This is a genomic window from Dokdonella sp. (genome assembly GCF_051958935.1).
Taxonomy (GTDB): domain Bacteria; phylum Pseudomonadota; class Gammaproteobacteria; order Xanthomonadales; family Rhodanobacteraceae; genus Dokdonella_A.
On record NZ_JBQCFP010000018.1, the window covers coordinates 32,689 to 49,422 of the forward strand.

Annotated in this window: 13 protein-coding genes and 1 pseudogene; 3 read left to right on the forward strand and 11 right to left on the reverse strand. The window is 71.9% G+C overall.

Annotation, left to right across the window (positions count from 1 at the left end; all coding sequences use genetic code 11):
• Window positions 1-12: 12 nt before the first annotated feature.
• On the reverse strand, window positions 13-765 hold the full coding sequence (locus tag ACTHK2_RS01615; protein ID WP_440243928.1) for a type III pantothenate kinase: 753 nt from the start codon (window positions 763-765) through the stop codon (window positions 13-15).
• Window positions 762-1,766: a biotin--[acetyl-CoA-carboxylase] ligase gene (locus ACTHK2_RS01620; RefSeq protein ID WP_440243929.1), complete on the reverse strand. Its 1,005-nt coding sequence runs from the start codon at window positions 1,764-1,766 to the stop codon at window positions 762-764. The genes ACTHK2_RS01615 and ACTHK2_RS01620 overlap by 4 nt, the downstream gene beginning before the upstream one ends.
• A 262-nt stretch (window positions 1,767-2,028) precedes the next feature.
• On the opposite strand from ACTHK2_RS01620, the gene ACTHK2_RS01625 reads away from it, so the two are divergent.
• The 3 genes from ACTHK2_RS01625 (at window position 2,029) to ACTHK2_RS01635 (ending at window position 6,008) form a co-directional block, all read left to right on the forward strand.
• Window positions 2,029-2,403: a hypothetical protein gene (locus tag ACTHK2_RS01625; protein ID WP_440243930.1), complete on the forward strand. Its 375-nt coding sequence runs from the start codon at window positions 2,029-2,031 to the stop codon at window positions 2,401-2,403.
• A gap of 72 nt (window positions 2,404-2,475) precedes the next feature.
• Window positions 2,476-3,234 (forward strand): zinc-dependent peptidase, encoded by a 759-nt coding sequence (locus ACTHK2_RS01630; protein WP_440244025.1) that lies wholly within the window; start codon window positions 2,476-2,478, stop codon window positions 3,232-3,234.
• Between the two features lie 83 nt (window positions 3,235-3,317).
• Window positions 3,318-6,008 (forward strand): C25 family cysteine peptidase, encoded by a 2,691-nt coding sequence (locus ACTHK2_RS01635; protein WP_440243932.1) that lies wholly within the window; start codon window positions 3,318-3,320, stop codon window positions 6,006-6,008.
• Window positions 6,009-6,017: 9 nt separating this feature from the next.
• On the opposite strand, the gene ACTHK2_RS01640 is transcribed toward ACTHK2_RS01635, so the two are convergent.
• The 9 genes and pseudogenes from ACTHK2_RS01640 to ACTHK2_RS01680 form a co-directional block, all read right to left on the reverse strand.
• A complete protein-coding gene (locus ACTHK2_RS01640; protein ID WP_440243933.1) occupies window positions 6,018-6,995 on the reverse strand; it encodes an FHA domain-containing protein in 978 nt (325 codons plus the stop codon).
• Window positions 6,983-8,365 (reverse strand): S1C family serine protease, encoded by a 1,383-nt coding sequence (locus ACTHK2_RS01645; RefSeq protein WP_440243934.1) that lies wholly within the window; start codon window positions 8,363-8,365, stop codon window positions 6,983-6,985. Before ACTHK2_RS01645 ends, ACTHK2_RS01640 begins: the two co-directional genes overlap by 13 nt.
• A 28-nt stretch (window positions 8,366-8,393) precedes the next feature.
• Window positions 8,394-9,542: a glycosyltransferase family 4 protein gene (locus tag ACTHK2_RS01650; RefSeq protein WP_440243935.1), complete on the reverse strand. Its 1,149-nt coding sequence runs from the start codon at window positions 9,540-9,542 to the stop codon at window positions 8,394-8,396.
• Between the two features lie 112 nt (window positions 9,543-9,654).
• Window positions 9,655-10,695 (reverse strand): GDP-mannose 4,6-dehydratase, encoded by a 1,041-nt coding sequence (locus tag ACTHK2_RS01655; protein WP_440243936.1) that lies wholly within the window; start codon window positions 10,693-10,695, stop codon window positions 9,655-9,657.
• Window positions 10,692-12,269: a glycosyltransferase family 2 protein gene (locus ACTHK2_RS01660; protein ID WP_440243937.1), complete on the reverse strand. Its 1,578-nt coding sequence runs from the start codon at window positions 12,267-12,269 to the stop codon at window positions 10,692-10,694. The genes ACTHK2_RS01655 and ACTHK2_RS01660 overlap by 4 nt, the downstream gene beginning before the upstream one ends.
• A gap of 16 nt (window positions 12,270-12,285) precedes the next feature.
• Complete coding sequence (locus tag ACTHK2_RS01665) at window positions 12,286-14,910, reverse strand: glycosyltransferase (protein ID WP_440243938.1); 2,625 nt, start codon at window positions 14,908-14,910, stop codon at window positions 12,286-12,288.
• 1 nt (window position 14,911) lies between these two features.
• Window positions 14,912-15,190, reverse strand: a complete 279-nt coding sequence (locus ACTHK2_RS01670; RefSeq protein ID WP_440243939.1) for a hypothetical protein — start codon at window positions 15,188-15,190, stop codon at window positions 14,912-14,914.
• A pseudogene (locus ACTHK2_RS01675) lies at window positions 15,187-15,798 on the reverse strand (ABC transporter ATP-binding protein); the annotation flags it as partial. The pseudogene ACTHK2_RS01675 and the gene ACTHK2_RS01670, both read right to left, overlap by 4 nt.
• A 135-nt stretch (window positions 15,799-15,933) precedes the next feature.
• Window positions 15,934-16,695, reverse strand: a complete 762-nt coding sequence (locus ACTHK2_RS01680; protein ID WP_440243940.1) for an ABC transporter permease — start codon at window positions 16,693-16,695, stop codon at window positions 15,934-15,936.
• Between the last annotated feature and the right edge of the window lie 39 nt (window positions 16,696-16,734).

Consider the following 16,734-nt stretch of genomic DNA (forward strand, 5'->3'; position numbering starts at 1 on the left):
CCACGCGAACCATCAGCCGTCCGGCGTACCCGCTTCGCGTGCCCACAGCGCGAGCCCGTGCAGCACGAGGTCGTGCACGCGCTCGACCTGGCCAAGCAGCGGCTCGAGCTCGTCGGCGCCGCCGCCGCCGAGGAGGAGCGGCGGCATTGCCTCGCCCGGCGATACCAGGCTCGCGCTAAAGCGCTCGTTGGCACCGGCCGCGGCGTACAGCGAGCCGGTGACGACCGCGTCGGCGGTCGAACGCGGACGCTCGCGCAGCTGGCCGCCGCGCGCAACGACGCGCGCGGTGCCGGCGACGATCGCCTGGCGCATCGCGAGCGGGCTCGCGACGATGAGGCCGCCGAGATGCTGGCCAGCGGCATCGAGCGCATCCACGGTGAGCGCAGTGCCCGCGCTGACGAGCACCTGCAGGCGCGCCTCACGCGCATGCGCGGCGGCGAGCGCGAGGAAGCGGTCGACGCCGAGTCGCTCCGGTTCGGCGTAGGCGTTGCGCACGCCGAGTGCGACGGCCGGACTGCGCACGAACTGCGCGCGCAGCCCGAAGCGCTCGCGCACGAACGCGGCGAGTTCCTCTTCGCGAGCGCTCGAGACCACGCTCGCGACCCAGGCCGACTCGACGCGCGCGAGCGCACCCCATTCGCGGCGCAGCTCCGCGACGAGCGACCCTTCCGTGTGCGCGAACACGCCGCCCGGCCGCAGGCGCGCATCGCCGGCGACGCTCGCCCATTTGAGACGCGTGTTGCCGACGTCGACGAGCAGCTTCATGCGCGCAACCTGAGGCTCACTTCGCCCGCATCGACGGCTTCCTCGCGACCACCGAAGTCGACGCGCAGCGCGCCGCGCGCGTCGATGCCGCGCGCGACGCCATGGCGCCGTTCGGTTCCACGCACGACGTCGACGTCGCGGCCGTCGAGCGCGTCGTGGCGCGCGTAGGCAGCGGCGAATGCGGCGAAACCGTGCGCGGCGAAGCAATCGAGTGCAGCCACGAGGTGGTCGATCAGGCTCGCGGCGATGCGCGTACGCGACAGGTCGGGCGCCAGCGCGGCGAGATCGATCGCTGCCTGATCGATCGCCCGGGCCGCGGCGCCGAGGCGCAGGTTGAGGCCGAGCCCGATCACTGCATGGCAGGGGCCGAGTGCATCGCCGCCGAGCTCGACGAGGATGCCGCCGAGCTTGGCGCCGCGTGCGACGAGATCGTTCGGCCATTTGAGCGCGACTTCGCCGATGCCGCACGCGGTGAGTGCCTCGACCGCGGCGACGCCGACGGCGAGGCTGAGCCCGGCGAGCGAAGCCATGCCCGCGTCGAAACGCTTGAGCAGCGACAGCGCGATGCCGCCGCCGGGCGGCGTGTGCCAACGGCGGCCGCGGCGGCCGCGTCCGGCAGTCTGCATCTCGGCGAGGCACACGATCACGTCACGCGGATCGCGATCGGCTCGACGCAGCAGTTCGCTGCTGGTCGAATCGATCTGCCAGTGCACGGCGAGTTCGGCCAGACGCGCGCGCGTCGCCGGCGCCAGCGCGCGCAGCAGGGTCGCCTCGTCGAGCAACTCGAGCGGCGCGGCGAGCCGGTAGCCGCTGCCCGCCTGGGCCAGGATCCCCACGCCTGCTTCGCGCAGGCGCTCGACCTGCTTCCATACGGCCGCGCGCGACACGCCGAGGCGCCCGGCGAGCGCGCTGCCGGAGATCGCGTGCTCGCCGAGTTCGGCGAGTACGGCGCGCGCACTCGGCTCGGCAGCGGTCGATCGGCTGGTTCGGGATTCGGCCACGCACGCGGTCCGCAGAAGGGAGCCTGAGTGTAGCCGGGGCCGGCGGCGGCGCGGGTGGGCGGCGCGGGGAGGCGTCCGCCCCCTTGTCCGCGGGTGTCCGGCACTGTCCGACGGACACCGACCGCGCTGATCCCACCGCGGTGGGACCGTGCCGAAAGACACTGGCACGACTCCTGCTTCCCTGACGGCGAGCCGACTGGAGTCGGGATCGGGATCGTGCGAGCATTGCGGCTTCCTCGGCCGCACGCCAGGGAACCCTGCCATGAACAAGACCGCCATCATCCTCGCTGCCCTGGGCTGGTCGCTGACCGCCGCAGGCGCGCACGCGCAGAGCGCACCCCTGCGCGGCGCCGGGCTGCTCGCCCTCAACACGGTCGATTCGAGGGCCTGCCCGACCGTGGTCGAGCGCATCGACACCGGTGGCGGTTCCGGCGGGTCCACCGGCGCGCGCGCCGTCCGCGGCAGCGACGTGACGCCACGCCCGGCACAGACCGTCGCCGACGAAAGCACCGCCCCCGCGATGGCCGACCCGCTGCCGAAACCGATCGCCGGCGGCGATCCGTCGGCCCCGGCCGCGGCGACGCCGAAGCGCCCGAGCTACCGCTGGCAATCGCTGGTGCCCGGCGCCATCAAGTGAGCCCAGGATGGGCTCATCCCGTGCAGGCCCACGACGGTCGATGAGGCGGAACCCGGTACCGCGTCCGTCGCGATCATGCGCTGGCTGACGCGGCTGCGCGATGCGCTGCAGCCACCCGCCCGCATCGCCGACGCCGACTGGGATGCACTGCTCGCATCGTCCGACCTGTTCGCGCGCGTCGAGGCCGGCGATCGCGATGCCTGGCGCGCGCTGGTCGAACATTTCCTCGCGCGCAAGTCGTTCAGTGCAGCCGGCGGACATGTGCTCGAGCCCGCCCATGCGCTCGCGATCGCGGCGCTTGCGAGCCTGTGCGTGCTGCGCCTTGGCCGCGACGCGCTGGCGGGGTGGCGCGAGGTGATCGTCTATCCGGGCGAGTTCCGCGTGAAGCGCGAGCATCACGACGAGCACAGCGGCGTCGTCACCGAAGGCGAGGACGTGCTGATCGGCGAGGCCTGGGAACGCGGTCCGCTGATCCTCTCGTGGGCCGACGTCGCGACCGACCTCGCGCATCCGTTCGACGGCTTCAACGTGGTCGCCCACGAAATGGCGCACAAGCTCGACCTGCTCGACGGCGCGATGAACGGCGTGCCGGCATTGCCGCCCTCGATCGCCCGGCGCGACTGGATCGCCGCGATGCAGGCCGGCTACGACCGCCTCGTGCGGGCGGTCGACCGCGGCCGCGACACCTTCATCGATCCGTACGCCGCCGAGAGCGCGGACGAGTATTTCGCCGTCGTCAGCGAGCTGCATTTCTCCGACCCCGCCGGGCTCGGGCGCGCCGAGCCCGCCGTCGCGGCGCTGCTGGCGCGGTTTTACGGCGGCGCCGCGTGAACTCGGTTGCGGCGCTGCGGTCCGACAGGTAGCCTGCGCTGTTTCGGAAAGCAGCGCGGGCGCCGTTCCGCGGACCCGTCGCCATGCCGATCTGCCATCTCCGGCGCGCACTCGCGCCCCTCCTCATGCTCGCCCCGCTGTTCGCCGTCGCGTGCGAAGGCGAGCTCCACGTCGAACTGGAGCACGCCGGCGTCTACGCGCTGGACCATGCAGCGATCGCCGCCGCCCAGCCCGGCCTCGCCGATTGTGCCGCCGACGAGCTGTGGCTGCGCCAGGCCGGCAAGGAAGTGCCGCTGCGTGTCGTCGCGCGGGGCGCGCGCTTCGCCGACGGCGATCACGTCGAATGGGTCGGCGCTCCCCTGCACGGACCCGAAAGCTGGTATGACCCCTACAGCGTGAACAATGTGTACGTGCTCGGCGCCAGCCCGGGCCCGCACGAACGCATGCGCGTGGCCGACGCCAGCGGAACCGGACGCGCCGTGCTCGAGCGCACCCTTCACCTCGAGCAGGAAAACCTGATGATCCGGCTCGACCCTTCCCAGCAGAAGCCGGGCGAGGAACCGGACGTCTGGCAGTGGGCGAAGCTGACGCACGTCGATCCGCAGCCGTTCGAGCTGCGCTTCGACCTCGCCGACCTCGACGCGAGCGGCGCACCCGCGCACCTCGCACTCGCCTTCCGCGGGCTGTCCGAGCTCGAGCGTCCACGCAAGGGCGCGGTCGGCGCCATCAACGACCACGCGGTCGAGCTTACGCTCAACGGCCGGGCACTGGCGACGCAGCAGTGGGACGGCCGCGGCGAAGTGCGACGCGAGATCGAGCTGCCCGCCTCCGAGCTCAAGGCGCGCGGCAACGTGCTGGTCATGCGCGTACCCAAGCGCACGCTGCCGTGGGCGGATACCCAGGTCGCCGTCGACGTCGTGATGTTCAACTACATCGAGGCGCGTTTCCCCGCCCGCGGCGATCTCGATGGCGGCGGCGCATTGTCGGTGCGCGCGGATGCGGCATCGATGCTCTCGCTGGGCGCGAGCGGAGAAGCACCGCTGCTGTACGGCGAGGACGGCGTGCTGCGCCTGCCGCGCGCGATCGGCGCGCGCCGTTTCGCCTACGCACCGGCCGCGGCGGGTGTCGCGCTGATTCCCGCGACTTCGCGCGATTTGGCCAAGCCCACGTTCCTGCGCGCCGTGCGCGGCAGGGAGTGGCGCGAGCCGGGACGCGGCTACGACTATCTCATCGTCGCCCACCCACGCCTGCTCGACGCGATCCAGCCGCTCGCCGAATTCCATCGCAAGCGTGGCCTGTCGGTCGCCGTGATCGACACCGACAGCGTCTACGACCAGTACAACAACGGCATCACGCACCCGCAGGCGATTCGCAACCTCGTGGACGCTGCGTGGCATCGCTGGCCCGGCAAGCCGCGCTTCCTGTTGCTGGTCGGCGATTCGAGTTTCGACATCCGCCACGAGACGTACAACGACCTCGCCTACGCGAAGTGGACCGATCGCGAGCTGCTGTTCCCCGGCCATTTCGGCGCGGTGCCCGGCGGCACGTATGCGAACCCGCCGAAGAAGCTCGCCGACCGCAACCTGATCCCGACCTGGCAATTCCCTTCTCCGGAAGGCCAGTCCGCGAGCGACAACTGGTTCGGTGCGGTGGACGGCGACGACTGGCATCCGGTGGTCGCGGTCGGCCGCTTCCCGGTGGTCGAGCCGGCGGAAGTGAGCGCGATCGTGGACAAGACGATCGCCTATCTTTCCGAGCCGCAGCTCGGCGCGTGGCGCCGCGACGTGATGTTCATCGCCGACGAGATCGGATCGTTCCAGAGCGCCTCGGACGAAATCGCCAAAGCGCTCGGCAAGGAAGGCTTCCTCGCCGACAAGGTCTACGCCAAGCCGGACGTCACCGAGAACGCGGTGCACCAGCGCGCGATCCACGACGGCATCGATGCCGGTCGCCTGCTGGTGCATTTCATCGGCCATGGCGGCCGCTACATCTGGCGCACGGGTCCGCCGGACCTGCGCAAGAACAACGATCTGTTCACGCTCGACGACGTGTCCAGGCTCGGCAACGGCAGCCGCCTGCCGATGGTGCTGTCGATGACCTGCTATTCGGCGCCGTTCGACAACCCGACCGAGGACTCGATCGGCGAGCGCTTCCTGCGCGAGAAGGACAAGGGTGCGATCGCGGTATTCGCGGCATCGTGGCGCAACTCGCCGTCCCCCGAGTACAGCAAGAACGTGATCGCGGAGTTGCTCGAGCCCGGCGCTACGATCGGCGAGGCGATCGTGCGCGCGAAGAAGCGTTCCAACGACCGCGTGCTCGTCGAGATGTACAACCTGCTCGGCGACCCGGCCGTGGTGCTCGAACGGCCGCGCGGCGGGCTGCTCGCTGTGCCCGACGGCGATCGCTGGAATCCGGGCGTGCTGGTCGACCTCAAGCAGGCCGCGTTCGATGGGCAGGTCACGGTCGACTGGGTCGGCACGGACGGAAGCACGCTCGCCTCGTCCGAGCACGTCGTGCACGAGCCGCGCTTCCGCGTGGCACCGCCAGCGGGCATCGCCAAGGCGGCCCAGGTGCGCATCTACGCGGCGTCGCCGACCAGCGGCCGCGATGCGGTCGGCGGTGCGGAGCTCGCACCCAAGGCCTCGTCGGTGCCATCGCTGCCGCTCGGTGCACGCATCGCCGCGGCATGGCATCGATGGCTGCATCCGCCCAAGCCGTCGGAGCGCCGCGACGACACGATCTCGATCCTCGACTTCGACGGACCTGCGCGCTGAGCGCGGACGTCAGTCGAGCGTCATCGCCGACGCATCGTCGCCGGCCGGCTCCTCGCTGCGCGCTTCGTCGAGGCGCGCCTTGAGCGATGCGGCACCGTCGAAGAACGCGGCGGGCTCTCGCGGTGGTGCGAGTCGCAGCCACGGCGGCGCGAGCCGCTGCAGCACGATCGGCTGTCCCCATTCCGCGCGGCGGTCGGCGATCGTCAGCGCCTGCGTGCCGATCGCCAATGTCGCCAGCGCGCCGACGACGACCGCCTTGAAGCGCAGGCGCGTGCTGCCGACCACGCGAAGGTGGGCGAAACACGTCGCGGCGAGCGCGATCCAGGCGCCTGCCCATGCATACAGCGCCAGTGCCGGCCACGACAGCGCGAACGCGACGAGCTCGCAGAACGGGTCGTACAGGCTGTATGCGAGCACGCCGCCTGCGGCGACGAGCAGGTGCGCACCGAAACGCGCATGGCCGGCGAACAGGCGCGACACGAGCGCCCATGCGGCCGTCCACAGCGCGAGCAGGGTGGCCAGCGCGAGCGCACCGGTGACGTAGCGGATCAGCTTCGGCTCGCCGGTTTCAGCGCGCCACAGTTCCACCAGCGCCACGAGCACGACCAGAGCGGCCAGCACGAGCGCGATCGGCCACGGCGAGCGCCGCTGCAACGGCGTTTCCGGCGCGACGTCCTCGTCGCCGCGATGCAGTCGCACGAGGCTGTGGCCCACCTGCAGGGAAACGTGCGAAGCGAGCACGACGCGTTCGCGCCGGCCACGTTCGCCTTCGACGTAGAGGCCATTGACGCTGCCGAGATCGTGCGCGATCCAATCGCCTCCGTCGTCGCGTTCGATGCGCAGGTGGTGGGCGGCGACGTGCGGATCATCGAGTACGATGTCGTTGTCCCACGCGCGGCCGAGCGTGAGCACGCGCGTGCCGACCCGCTGGCGCAGCGCGTGCTCGCGGTGGCGCGGCAGCACCTCGATCCAGATCACTTCGTCCATGCGACACCCTCCACGAAGCGGCGGCCGAGGGTGAGCGCGTTGTCGTAGGCGATGCCCTGCACGACCAGGCGCGAGACGAGCGCCTCGCGATCGCGGTCCTGCGTGACGAGGGTCAACGCGACGTCGTAGAGGTCGGCGAAGTCGCGATAGGCGCGCGCGCACCAGATCGCGTGCAGCGCCGGCGCGGTCGGCGAGGCGGCGACGAAGCGTTCCTCGCATTCGGGACGGGTCAGCCGCTTGCGCTGCGACGAGCCGGTCATGCCGGCGGAGCGGTAGATCGGCAACTGCGAGACGAACGTCGCGAACTGGAACGAATTGAGGTCGCTGCTGCGCACGTAGGCGTGGCTGAACTGCGCGCTGCCGCTCTGGATGTCCTCGGCGACGAACAGCGCGCTCGGCGTGCTGCAGGTCGAACCGTCCACCTGCGCGCGTGGCTTGGGCGTCTTCTCCGCATTGGTCTGCGCCCAGCAGTTGAACCAGGGCGCCTCGCTCTCGGGCGCGTGGTACGGACCGAACGCGGTCGAACGCCAGCCCTTGGCGATGAGTGCGCCGTAGAACCCCGCCTGCCAATCGAGCAGCTGGCGGTCGATCTCCTCGCGCACGGCATCGATGCCGATCGGCGGCCCGCTGCGCGCGCGCTCGACCAGCGCGGCCGCCTTGCGTGCGGGCACGAGGAAACTCACGAGCTCTCCGTCGAGCCGCTTGGCGACGTTGACGCCGACCACGCGACCGCTCGCATCGACCGCCGGGCCCCCGCTCATGCCCGGGTTGATCGCGCCGGTGAAGTGCACGCGCTCGTTGTAGCTGCGCTCGACCAGGCCGTTCCAGGTGCCTTCGACGATGGTGAAGCCGAGATCGAGCGGATTGCCCATCGCGTAGGCGCGCTCGCCACGCGGCAACTCACCCTCGACCGCGCGCGGATCGAAGGCGAGGTGCGGCAGGTCGGAGCCGTCGAGGCGCACGACCGCGAGATCGTTCGCTATGTCGATCGCGAGGAGCGCGAGCGTGCCTTCGGCGCCGTCCGGCCGCTTGTATTCGAGGCGGTAGGTGCCCGGCTCGAGCGCGTACTGCGAAACCACGTGGTAGTTGGTCACCGCGAAGCCGTCGGCGCCGACGAGGAAGCCCGAGCCGATCGATGACTGGCGCCCGGCCGCGGCGACGAGGGTGCGGATCTGCAGCAGGCTCGGGCGGACGTCGGCGTAGATGCGCTCGGCGGCGGCGGACACCGGCGCCTCGGGCGGCGCGGCGGCCGCGAGCGCAGCGGGTACCGGCGGTGGCGGCGACGCCGGCTCTTCCTGCGCCGTCGCGGCAATGGCCGGCAACGCGCACGACATCAGGACGAGCAGGCGCCGGCGAAAGGAGGGTTCCATCGGCGACTCCAACAGGGATCGTCGCAGCCTATAGCACCTCGCGGTAGACCGCGACCGTTTCATCGACGCAGCGTGACCAGGCGTAGCCTGCCGCGCGCGCGACGCCGGCGCCGGCAACACGCGCGCGCCAGGGTGCATCCTCTAGCAGGCGCGCGAGACCGTCGCGCAGCGCCGTTTCGTCGAGCGGATCGACGCACAACGCGAGATCGCCGTCGTCGCCGCGCACGATCTCCGCGAGCGAGGAGCCGACCGAGGTGAGCACGGGCACGCCGCTCGCGAGCGCTTCGAGCACGGGCAACCCGAAGCCTTCGTACAGGGAAGGGAACGCGAACGCGTGCGCGGCGGCGTACAGCAGCGGCAGGTCGGCCTCGTCGACATTGCCGTGCCGGCGCACCTCGCCCGCGGCCTCGAGCGGCGCGAGCACGCGCTCGAGTTCCGCCTGCAGCCAGCCACGCGCGCCGACGACGACGAGCGGGTGTCGCCGGCGCAGCGGCGCCGGCAGCGCCGCGTACGCACGCGCGAGCCGCGCGAGGTTCTTGCGCGGCTCCTGCGTCGCGACCACGAGCAGGTACTCGAGGTCGCCGAGGCCATGGCGCGCGAGCGCGGCGGCGCACTCCGCGCGCGAGCGCGGCCGGTACGCGGCGTCGACACCGAGCGGCACGACGCGCAGCTTCGCGCGCGGCACGCCGAGCTTCGCGACGATCTCGTCGGCGATGAAGCACGAATCAGTGAGCACCGCGGCCGCCTGCTCGAGCGAACGCGGCAGGTGCCGCTCGAGGAAGCGCACGCGCTCGGGCGGGTGCGTCTCGGGATGGTTGAGCCACGAAAGATCATGCACGGTCGTCAGCGAGACGCCTTCGAACGGCATCAGCACGTAGTTGGGCGTGTGCAGCAACCAGTCGCGCATGCCGCGCGCGTGCAGGCGGAACAGTCCCGAGCGCACCCGGGTATACAGCTCGAGCGCCGCGCCCTTGAACGGCACGTGTCGGCGCACCGCGGCGATCGTGCGGTTCGCGCCGAGCGCATGCTCCGGATCGTCGACCCACTGGTAGGCGGAATACAGGCGCAGCGCCTCGATCGCCTCGTGTCGCGCGAGCCCGCGCGCGAGTTCCAGCGCATAGCGGCCGATCCCGGTCAGCGGCGCGGTGATGGCATCGACGTTGAAGATCACGCGCATGCGTTCGCCGCGTATCGGCAGTGAAGGAAAAGACTGAAACACGAAGCAGACCGAGGAAGGACCAAAGCCCTTCTCCGTGTGCTCGATGTGCTTCGTGTTTGAAGCTGTTGCTTCATGTCGACCCCGCGCGCTCGCGGGCGAGGTCGGCTTCGACCATGCGGCGGGCGAGGCCGGCGAGGTCGACGCTCGGTGCGAAGCCGAGATCGCGCCGCGCCTTCGCCGCATCTCCCACCAGCAGCGGCGCGTCGACCGGGCGGAAGAACGCCGCGTCGACGCGCACGCGCTGGGCGCCGCTGCCGCGTTCGACACCGACTTCCGCGAGGCCTTCGCCGGACCAGTCGAGCACGATGCCGGCGGCGGCGAATGCGGCCGTCGCGAACTCGCGGATGCTCGCCGCGTGGCCGGTCGCGAGCACGTAGTCGGCGGGTTCGGCGCGCGCGGCCATCGCGACCATCGCGGCGACGTGGTCGGGCGCATACCCGAAATCGCGACGCGCATCGAGGTTGCCGAGGGTGACGTCCGCGGCGCGCCCGAGCGCGATGCGAGCGACCGCGCGGCTCAGCTTGCGCGTGACGAACGCGTCGTCGCGCAGCTCCGACTCGTGGTTGACCAGGATCGCGCTCGACGCGCGCAGGCCGTAGCTCGCGCGCCAGGTGCCGACCGCCGCGTGCGCATGCAGCTTCGACAGGCCGTACGGCGTGCGTGCCGCGAGCGGCGTCGATTCGTCCTGCGGCGCGGTCGCCGGCGCGCCGAAGATCTCCGCGCTCGCCGCGAGCACGAAATGCGCGGCCGGCGCGTGCGCACGCACGGCTTCGAGCAGGTTGAGCGTGCTCATGCCGTTCGCTTGTGCGCTCGCGCGCGGATCGCGGAACGAATCGGCGACACGCGACTGCCCGGCGCAATGGAACAATGCATCCGGCTGCAGCTCGGCGACGATCCGCGCGCAGGCGTCGCCGTCGCGCGGATCGAGCGCGACCCTGCGCAGGCGCGCGGCGCCTGCGATGCCGAGTTCCTGCAGGCGCCAGCTCGGCGCATCGCTGCCGGGACGATGGGTGCCGACCACGTCGCTGCCGGCCGCGATCAGGCGCGCGGCGAGCAGCGCACCATCCTGGCCGCTGTTGCCGGTGACGAGGGCGCGTCGGATCGGGTTCATGGCGCGGGGTCGCTCGGCAGGCGTGCGGGGGGCAGCCATTCTGCCGTGCGCAGCGCCTGCGCGGCAGTCTCCGCGAACGGCACGCCGACGCGCGCGCGCGCGATGCCGAGCAAACCGCAGAGGATTTCCACGACCGAATCGCGCGGCTCGGCGACGAGCAGCGCCTCGATCGCATGCAGTTGCAGCCAGTCCCACAGCGCGCGATACGACGGCTCCGGATCGCGTGCGGCCCACTCGCTCGCGGCGACGACCTTGCCGGAGCGGACGAGTTCGTTGCGCGAGCGGTTCGCGCGCAGGTTCCATACCTCGGCGTCGCGCCACGCGGGGGCGCCCGCGCCGACCCAGAGCAGACGCCGCAGCGGCACCGCGCCTGCACGCGCGTCGGCATGGACGCGCCGCATGCGCCAGTCGAGCACGCGGCGCTCGTACGAATACAGCATGCGCGCGACATCGCTTTCGTAGTCCGGCCAGCGCTCGCGCAGCACCGCCATTCCAGCGCGGCCGAGCGCGAGGCGCCGTTCGTCGCCGAAGCTCGCGCTGCGCGCATGGCGCACGAACACGTTGCCCGCGATCACGTGGCGCAGGCCGCGCCGTGCGGCGCGCTGGCTCCAGTCGTTCTCCTCACCATAACCCTGCGGGAATGCGGCCTCGTCGAGCACGCCGGCCGCGTCGAGCGCGTCACGGCGCAGGTACATGCAAAAGCCGTTGCCGGTCGGCAATTGCGGGTAGGCGAGGCCCGCGCTTTGCCATGCCGCGCGGGCGGCGTGTTCGGTCGTCCAGCCGGGTGGCAACGGGTTGTACTGTTCGAGTTCGGGCACCGAGAACGCGCCCGCGTTGTCCGACACCGCGGTCGCGCTCGCGATGTCGTCCGCCGCGTACGCGGCGCGGCGCAGGCCGGCGAGCCAGTGGGGCCCGACTTCGGTGTCGGCATTGAGCAGCACGACGTCGGCGCGCCCGGCTTCGGCGATGCCGCGATTCGCGGTCGCGGTGAAGCCGCGGTTGACGTCGTTGCGCAGCACGCGCGCGAAGCCGACGGCACGCTCGAGCAGCGGACCGATCGCGGGGTCGCGGCTCGCATCGTCGATGACGATCACGCGCGTCGCCGCGTCGAGGTGCGCGCGCAACGCCGCGAGGCAGCGTTCGACGAGTTCGGGTGCATCGTGCACCGGCACGACGACCACGACCCCGCGCGCGGCGACATCACGCCCGAACGGCACGAGGCACGAGGCCGCCAATGGCGCGAGCGACGCGCGATGCGCACCGGCGGACGCGGCGGCGAGGCCGGCCTTGCCGAACTGCAGGTGCAGCGGGCCGGCGACCAGCGCCGCACCGTCACGTCCGGCGCGTGGCAACAGTTCGATCGCGTCGGTGCCCGACGGCGCGAACGCGAACCCGCAGCGCGCATGGCCGCGGGCATCGACGGCGATACTCGTGAAGGGGCAGCCATCGAGGTCGAGTGCGACGTCGGCGAGTGCGCCCGGTGAACATGCGAGCTGCAGTTCGCGGCCGTCCCATCGCAGTTCGCGCAGCGGCGGCAGGAGCACCGGTTTCGCGCGGCGCAGCAGGCCGAACATCAGGCTCGCCCCATCATCAGGCGCTCCGCGGCACGGCGACGGGCGCCGCCGGTGCCGCGTCGGCGAGGATGCTGCGATCGGCGATGGACGCCTGCAGCGCGTGCTGCGCCGCCGTGGGCTTCGCCGCCGATGCGCGAACGCGCTGCCTATTCGGCTCGATCCACGCCCGCACGACGTCGGCCGGCGGCAGGCGGATGCGCTCCACGCCCGCACCACGCAGCGCATCGAACAGGCGGCGCGTTTCCGCTTCCGGATCGGCGCACAGCGCATCGTAGTCGACGATGATGCGCGGCCAGCCGCGACTCGCCTCGAACGCATCGCGTGTGTGGCGCTCCCAAAGCGCGAGTGCGTCCGCCGGCGCGAAGCCGTCACGCGCGGCGAGCGAATCGGCGACGGCGACGGGGTCACGCACGACGTGCACGAACAGGGGCCGCGTCAGCAACGGCAACATCTCGCGCGCGAGGAGGCACAGGCGAGGCTCCTTGAAGAGCCATGGCCGCTGCGCATCGAACTCGTCGACGAGCGTGCCGACCTCGCGGCGGAACGCGTCGATCGCGGCCGGGACGGCCGCGATGGGGGGCTCGCGCCAGGCGCCGCCCGCGGCCGCGAGCCGGCGCACGCACGCCATGTGCAACCGACCGGATTCGTAGTGCCCTCTCGGGTTGTCGGGGCCCTGCAGCAGGTCGTGCTCCGGGCCGACCGCGACGCCCATGCGCGCGAGCAGGCCGGCGACGCTCGAGGCGCCGGAGCGATGCATGCCGAGCACGATGATCTGTCCGCTCGGCGCACGCGCGAGATCGAGCGGGCGGTGCGGCCGCGGCGACGGCGCCGCTGCGCGCAGGCCGGCGAATTCGCCGACGCGCGCGGCGAGGCGGTCCGCGCTCGCCTCGACGTCGTGCGCGAGCGCGAATGCATCGGCGTCGCGCCGCGCCTGTGCGAGCCGCTCCTCATGCCGCGCATGCGTGTCGCGCAACGCGGCGACGAACGCGTCGTGATCGGGCTCGGCCCACGCGAGGCCGCTCGCGGGATCGATCGCGCGTCTGCAGGCGACGACGCTGCCGTGCGCGCGCGCGAGCTGCTGCTGGCTGCCGAAATCGGCGGCGACGAGCAGCTTGCCGCAGGCGAGCGCCTCCGCGGCGTACGGATCCCAGCCACCGCCGCGGCGCACTCCCACGTAGACGTCCGCCCCAGCAAGCAGCTGCGCGCGCTGATACCAGGGATGCGCCCAGTCGACGAGCAGGCGGATGCGCTCGTCACCGGCGCACAGCGGCGCGAGCGCATCGGCGATCGCGAATGTCTCGACCCCGGGCCTGACATGCACGAGCAGGGCGACCCGTTCGTCGCGGTCGAACGCGGCGCGGAACGCGCGCACGAGACGGTCCGGTGCATCGCGCGCGAATGCGTCCACCACGGCGAGGAATACGAGGCGGCCGTGCGGATCGCGCGGCGCCGGCACGCGCGGGTGGCAATAGTCGCGGTCGACGCCGGGCGGCAGGATCTCGATCGGTACGTCGACGCCGGCAGCGCGGAACGCGTCGCGCTGGAATGCGTCGGGCACGAGCAGAAGGTCGAGCGAGCGCGCCGCGACGGCCCAGGCGACGGGCACGCGTTCCCATTCGCCGCTGCGCAGGCCGATGCGCACGCGCGCGCTCGCGGGCGCGACGGCCGCGCCGCAGGCGATCGCCGCGTCGTAGGGCGGCCGCGCACGGCGCCGCGCGGCGATGTCCAAGCGGAAGTCGTCGCCGGGTGCGACCTCCGCGGCCGCCGGCGAGCGCAGCATGCGCAGCCCGCGCGCGTCGAGCCGGCGCACGAACGCGTGCGCGAGGTGGGCGTCGGCATACGGCCGCCGCGCAGCGCCGTGCCAGACGACGTCGCCGCGATACGCATCGCGCAGGCGCCCTTGCCAGCGCGCCGCGAACGACGCGCGGCTTGCCTCCCACAGGCGGCGGCGGAAGCCGCCGTCGTCACGGGTCGAGCCGTGCTGGTGGTGGTGCAGCGTAACGGCGCCGGCGACGACCGTCGCGATGCCCGCGTCGGCCGCGCGCAGGCAATAGTCGGTGTCTTCGAAGTAGCTGTGGAAGACCGGATCGAGCACGCCGATCCGGTCGAGGCAGTCGCGGCGCAGGTACGCGAGCGCGAACGCGATGCCCTGCACGCGCCGCGTCGTGTCGTACTGCGCCACGTCACGCTCGTCCGGGCCGCTCTCGACCTGTTGGCCATGCAGCTCGTCGGCTTCGATGAAGCCGCCCGCGTGGTAGAGGCGGCCCTCCGCCTCCGGACCCAGCTGGCGGCAACCGACGACGCCGATGTCCGGCGCGGCATAGGCCGCGTCGCGCAGGCGCTCGAGCCAGTCCGGCTGGCTGAACACGAGATCGTTGTTGAGCAGGACGACGTCGTCGTCGGCGCGCGCGGCGGCGATGCCCGCATTCATGCCGCGCACGAAACCGAGGTTCTGCGGCAGCGCGACGACGCGCACCCGGTCGGCGTAGGCGGCGAGTTCCGTCGGCGTTTCGTCGCAGCTGCCATTGTCGACGACGATGACCTCGGCCGCATGCGGCCGGGTTGCGAGCAGCGAATCGAGGCAGCGGCGCGTGGTCGGCCACTGGTTCCAGGCGAGCACGATCAGGGCCGCGCCGCGCACGTCAGCGCTCCGCCATGTCCGCCCAGATCATGCCGAGCGCGTGGTCGATGTCGTCGAGCGCGTACGCGCCCGGGCCGAGCACGGCGAGCGCGGCGGCGGCGTGCGTCGCGCCCGGCGAATCGCGCAGCAGGGCGACCTCGCGCTGCAGCGTGGCCGCGTCGAGCGGCGCGCCGGGCTGCGCGGCGCGTCGTGCGAGCAGGACCAGCAGCGCGCCGGGCTCGAGGCCGAGGCACGTGGCGAGTGCCTCCAGGCGTGCTGCATCCTGCACCGCGGCGTTCATGGCGTCTCCGGCGGATGGTGCAGGTCGCGGTGATAGGCCGCGAACACGTCGTCGCGCGCGCCTTCGAGCACGCTGCGGCCGTGCTCGATCCACAGCACGCGGTCGCAGCGGTCGGCGATCTGCTTCTCGTCGTGGCTGACCAGCACGACGGTATGGCCTTCGCCCATGCGCGCACGCAACGCGGCGCCGGACTTCTCCTGGAACTCCGCATCGCCGACAGAAAGCACTTCGTCGATCAGCAGCACGTCGGGCTCGACCTGGATCGCGACCGAGAATGCGAGGCGCAGGTTCATGCCGGCCGAGTACGTCGCGATCGGCTGCTCGAAGAACTCGCCGAGCTCGGCGAACGCGCGGATCGCCGGCAGGCGCGCGACGATGTCGCGCCGGCGCAGCCCGAGCAGCAGGCCGGAGAGGATCGCGTTGTCGCGGCCGGACAGGTGCGGCACGAAACCGAGTGCGAGCGACATGAGCTGGCACGATACGCCGCTGCGCCGGATCGTGCCGCGATCGGGCGCGAGGATGCCCGCGAGCACGCGCAGCAGGGTGCTCTTGCCGGCCCCGTTGCGGCCGATCACGCCGAGGCGCTCGCCGCGGCGCAACTGCAGGCTGACGTCTTCGAGTGCCCAATAGCGGCCGCCGCCGATGCTGCGCTGCGAGCTGAAGGCGACGCCGACGCGGTCGAGTTCGATCACGACGTCGTTCACGCGCACCTCGCGCGGGCGGAAGCGGTTGTCGTCGTCATGTCAGTTGGCAAGCTTGGGGAAGCGCGGCGCGAGGCGCTGCACGAACAGCACGCCGATCGCGCAGAGCACGACCGAGATCAGCGCGACCTTGGACAGGCCGATCCAATTCGGCAGCCGCGCATGCAGGAGGATGCCCCGGGCGTCGTCCATTACCACCGCGACCGGATTGAGCGCCATGACCCAGCGCAGGTGTTCGGGCACCCTGTCGAGCGGGAAGATGACGCCGGAGAGGAACATCACCACCATCAGCACCTGCTCGATCACGAAGCGCAGGTCCGGCACCAGCGGCACCAGCGCCGAGATGACGAAGCCGGCGCCGGCCGCGGCGAGGAAGATCGCGGCGAACACGATCGGCAGCGCCCAGTAGGCCGCGTTCGGCGGATAGCCGAGCGCCCACAGGATCGCCACCAGCAGCACGAAGATGCAGGCGAACTTGACCGTGTCCGACAGCATCGCGATGAGCGGGAACACGAGCGGCGGCAGGCGCACCTGGCGCACCATCGGCAGGCTGCCCCAGATCGCGTAGCCACCGTGGGTGATGCACGACTTCATCCACTGCCACAGCGTCATGCCGATCAGCAGGAACGGGACGTAGTCGGGGCCGCCGGTGCGCAGGATCACGTCGAACACGAGCCAGAACGCGCCCATCATCATCGCGGGCTCGAGGACCCACCAGACGAGGCCGAGGTAGCTGCGCGCGGCTTCGGCGCGCAATTCGGCGTAGGTGCTGAACAGGACGAGTTCGACGAGATGGAGACGCATCGCGGGATACGAACGGAAGGCGGCCGCGAGGATACCGGA

Coding starts and splice junctions, on each gene's coding strand:
- ACTHK2_RS01615 (WP_440243928.1), bottom strand. CDS start 765: ATGAAGCTGCTCGTCGACGTCGGCAACACGCGTCTCAAATGGGCGAGC.
- ACTHK2_RS01625 (WP_440243930.1), top strand. CDS start 2,029: ATGAACAAGACCGCCATCATCCTCGCTGCCCTGGGCTGGTCGCTGACC.
- ACTHK2_RS01635 (WP_440243932.1), top strand. CDS start 3,318: ATGCCGATCTGCCATCTCCGGCGCGCACTCGCGCCCCTCCTCATGCTC.
- ACTHK2_RS01640 (WP_440243933.1), bottom strand. CDS start 6,995: ATGGACGAAGTGATCTGGATCGAGGTGCTGCCGCGCCACCGCGAGCAC.
- ACTHK2_RS01645 (WP_440243934.1), bottom strand. CDS start 8,365: ATGGAACCCTCCTTTCGCCGGCGCCTGCTCGTCCTGATGTCGTGCGCG.
- ACTHK2_RS01650 (WP_440243935.1), bottom strand. CDS start 9,542: ATGCGCGTGATCTTCAACGTCGATGCCATCACCGCGCCGCTGACCGGG.
- ACTHK2_RS01655 (WP_440243936.1), bottom strand. CDS start 10,695: ATGAACCCGATCCGACGCGCCCTCGTCACCGGCAACAGCGGCCAGGAT.
- ACTHK2_RS01660 (WP_440243937.1), bottom strand. CDS start 12,269: ATGTTCGGCCTGCTGCGCCGCGCGAAACCGGTGCTCCTGCCGCCGCTG.
- ACTHK2_RS01670 (WP_440243939.1), bottom strand. CDS start 15,190: ATGAACGCCGCGGTGCAGGATGCAGCACGCCTGGAGGCACTCGCCACG.
- ACTHK2_RS01680 (WP_440243940.1), bottom strand. CDS start 16,695: ATGCGTCTCCATCTCGTCGAACTCGTCCTGTTCAGCACCTACGCCGAA.